The sequence below is a fragment of the Aliidiomarina taiwanensis genome (assembly GCF_003987015.1).
In the GTDB taxonomy this organism is placed as follows: Bacteria; Pseudomonadota; Gammaproteobacteria; order Enterobacterales; family Alteromonadaceae; genus Aliidiomarina; species Aliidiomarina taiwanensis.
In genome coordinates this window covers 1-2,777 of record NZ_PIPQ01000021.1, presented here as the reverse complement: position 1 = coordinate 2,777, position 2,777 = coordinate 1, and the positions used below count along the sequence as shown (strand labels likewise).

At 48.5% G+C, this 2,777-nt stretch carries 2 protein-coding genes; both read left to right on the top strand.

Features of this window, described 5'->3' with window-relative positions; all coding sequences use genetic code 11:
• Positions 1-196 precede the first annotated feature (196 nt).
• The gene (gene pgi / locus CWE15_RS11870) at positions 197-1,732 is read left to right on the top strand and encodes a glucose-6-phosphate isomerase (RefSeq protein WP_126758293.1); all 1,536 of its coding nucleotides are present in this window, start codon (positions 197-199) and stop codon (positions 1,730-1,732) included.
• A 4-nt stretch (positions 1,733-1,736) separates the two neighbouring features.
• The gene (gene galU, locus CWE15_RS11865) at positions 1,737-2,600 is read left to right on the top strand and encodes a UTP--glucose-1-phosphate uridylyltransferase GalU (RefSeq protein ID WP_275065515.1); all 864 of its coding nucleotides are present in this window, start codon (positions 1,737-1,739) and stop codon (positions 2,598-2,600) included.
• Positions 2,601-2,777 lie beyond the last annotated feature (177 nt).

Genomic DNA, 2,777 nt, shown 5'->3' with positions numbered 1-2,777 from the left:
AGTTTGAATGAGGACATGGAGTAAGGGGCCAATCTACGTTACAGTCTTTATGACTAAGGGCAGGCTCAGCCTCACTTACTCCACTGGTGAAATGTTAGCTAAACACGTCACCTTGAGAGATACAAGGTCAGGCATTGCCTGACGCTGTACGGCACTGCCGTACGCCGCACCGTTAGTTATAAGGGGAATTGGTGAAATGCAAAGGAAGGAATCTTTACCATTACAACAAGTAAAACTCAATGGACTGATTTACGACTGGAGTTACCAGCGTTTAACCCCTGAGCAAATAACGGCATTAGCAGAACAACGATTACCAAAAAACTTTGCAGAGCAGCGTACTGCGCTCATGCAAGGCACTTATTTAAATATCAGTGAAAACCGCACAGTCAACCATGTTTTAAGTCGGGCGAAACACTCGCCTTTCCGCCAAGGAAATAATTCGCCGTTTGTGCAAATTGTGAATAAGCTTCGCAGCGGCAACTGGCTTGGCGCGACCGGCAAACCCATTACAGATATTGTGAATATTGGGGTCGGCGGCTCCGACTTAGGGCCTCTTATGACCAGCTTTGCCCTAAAAGAATTTGCCAGCGACACTCATACACACAAGTTAACGACACACTTCGTCTCGTCCATGGACGGTGGGCAATTATATGCCGTACTTCCGAAGGTAAACCCAGAAACCACCGCCTTCATTATTGCTTCAAAGTCATTTACCACGCAAGACACCTTAGCAAATGCGAAAACCGCACAGCTATGGGCGGTGGAACAGTTGAGTGGTCAAGGAGTATCAGGGCAAACGTGGCGTCAGCACCACCTGATAGGGGTGTCATCTCAACCTGAACGGATGACGGCCTATGGCATCCCGACTGCACATCAACTTATTTTTGGGGAAACAATTGGCGGCCGTTATTCCATGTGGACAGCCATAGGGCTTGCCATTGCCACCAGTTGTGGCTTGGAAGTGTTCCGTCGGCTACAAAACGGCGCCATTCAAATGGACCAGCATTTTGCTGAAGCCCCCCTCACTGAAAATATCCCCATGCTGATGGCACTGTGTGGCGTGTACAACCGAGAAGTCCGAGGCATTAATAATCTGGCCATACTCCCCTACGACGGCCGGTTCCGTCATTTGCCTTCCTATTTGCAGCAGTTGGATATGGAAAGTAACGGTAAGCAATATACAGCCACAGGTAAAGCCCTTGACACCCCAACAGGGCCTATTATTTGGGGCGGCTTTGGACCGAACGGGCAGCATGCTTTCTTCCAACATTTACATCAAGGCTATGATGATTTTGCCGCAGATTTTTTGGTGGTTCTACATAGAAATGCCCCAAGGTTCTCCGCCAAAGTCCAAGCGAGCCTAGCTGAACAACAAGAGCTTTCGGTAGCCAACTGCTTAGCGCACCGCAAGCTGATAACCTACGGGACAGATCGATACCTTAAAAATGTGGATATCAGCCAGTATTACCGAGGGGAACACCCAAATAGCCTCCTTGCGCTCGTCTATTTAACCCCAGAAACCTTTGGGGCTATTATTGCGGCCTACGAGCACAAGGTCTTTACTCAAGGACTCATATGGCAGCTCAATAGTTTTGACCAGCCAGGCGTAGAACTCGGCAAGAAGATAGCAAACGATGCCTTAACCGCAATACAAGATAAAGGTGGTCAATTTGACAGCAGCACTGATAGTATTATTGCACTAACAAGACATAAGCTACTTAAGGATAGTTAAGCCAGTGAGCAAGCACATTCGAAAGGTAATCATCCCGGTAGCAGGACTTGGCACGCGTATGTTGCCGGCCACCAAGGCTATCCCAAAAGAAATGCTGCCCTTGGTAGACAAGCCCCTCATTCAATTTATTGTGGAAGAATGTGCAGCCGCAGGCATGACAGACATAGTTCTGGTCACACATGCTTCCAAAGGCGCCATTGAAAACCATTTCGACACCAGCTTTGAATTAGAATCTACCTTAGAAAAGCGGGTGAAACGTCAGCTATTAGACGCCGTACAAAATATTTGCCCCAAAGGCGTCACCATTATGCATGTGCGCCAAGGGGAAGCAAAAGGCCTTGGCCATGCTATTTTATGTGCCAAACCTTTAGTAGGCGACGAGCCCTTTGCTGTGGTTTTGCCCGATGTGCTGATGGACGAAGCCAGTGCCAATTTACGCACAGATAACCTAGCTGAAATGGCGAAAAACTTTACCGCTTCAGGCATTAGCCAAGTCATGGTTGAAAAAGTCCCCATGGAAAATGTCAGTAGTTACGGTGTGGCTGACATTAATGGAGTTGAATTAACCCCTGGGGAAGAAGCGCCTATTCGCGCCTTGGTAGAAAAACCCAGCGTGGAAGAAGCGCCTTCTGACCTCGCCGTGGTTGGTCGCTATGTATTTACCAAAAGCCTGTGGCCGCTACTTGACAAAACGCCACCCGGCGCCGGCGATGAAATACAATTGACCGACGCCATGGCCATGTTATTAGAGCAAGAAGCCGTTCATGCCTATTATATGAAAGGAAAAAGCCATGACTGCGGCAATAAAAGCGGGTATGTTAAAGCCTTCATAGAATACGCCCAGCGCCACCCCGAGGTGGACCTGTAGGTCATGCATGGCAACGTCAGGCAATGCCTTTACCGTCAGGCAATGCCTGACCTTGTATCTCTCAAGGTGACGTGTTTAGCTAACATTTCACCAGTGGAGTAAGTGAGGCTGAGCCTGCCCTTAGTCATAAAGACTGTAACGTAGATTGGCCCCTTACTCCATGTCCTCATTCAAACT

Bases quoted from the DNA above. Each gene is read 5' to 3' on its own strand.
- pgi (WP_126758293.1), top strand. From the start codon at position 197: ATGCAAAGGAAGGAATCTTTACCATTACAACAAGTAAAACTCAATGGA.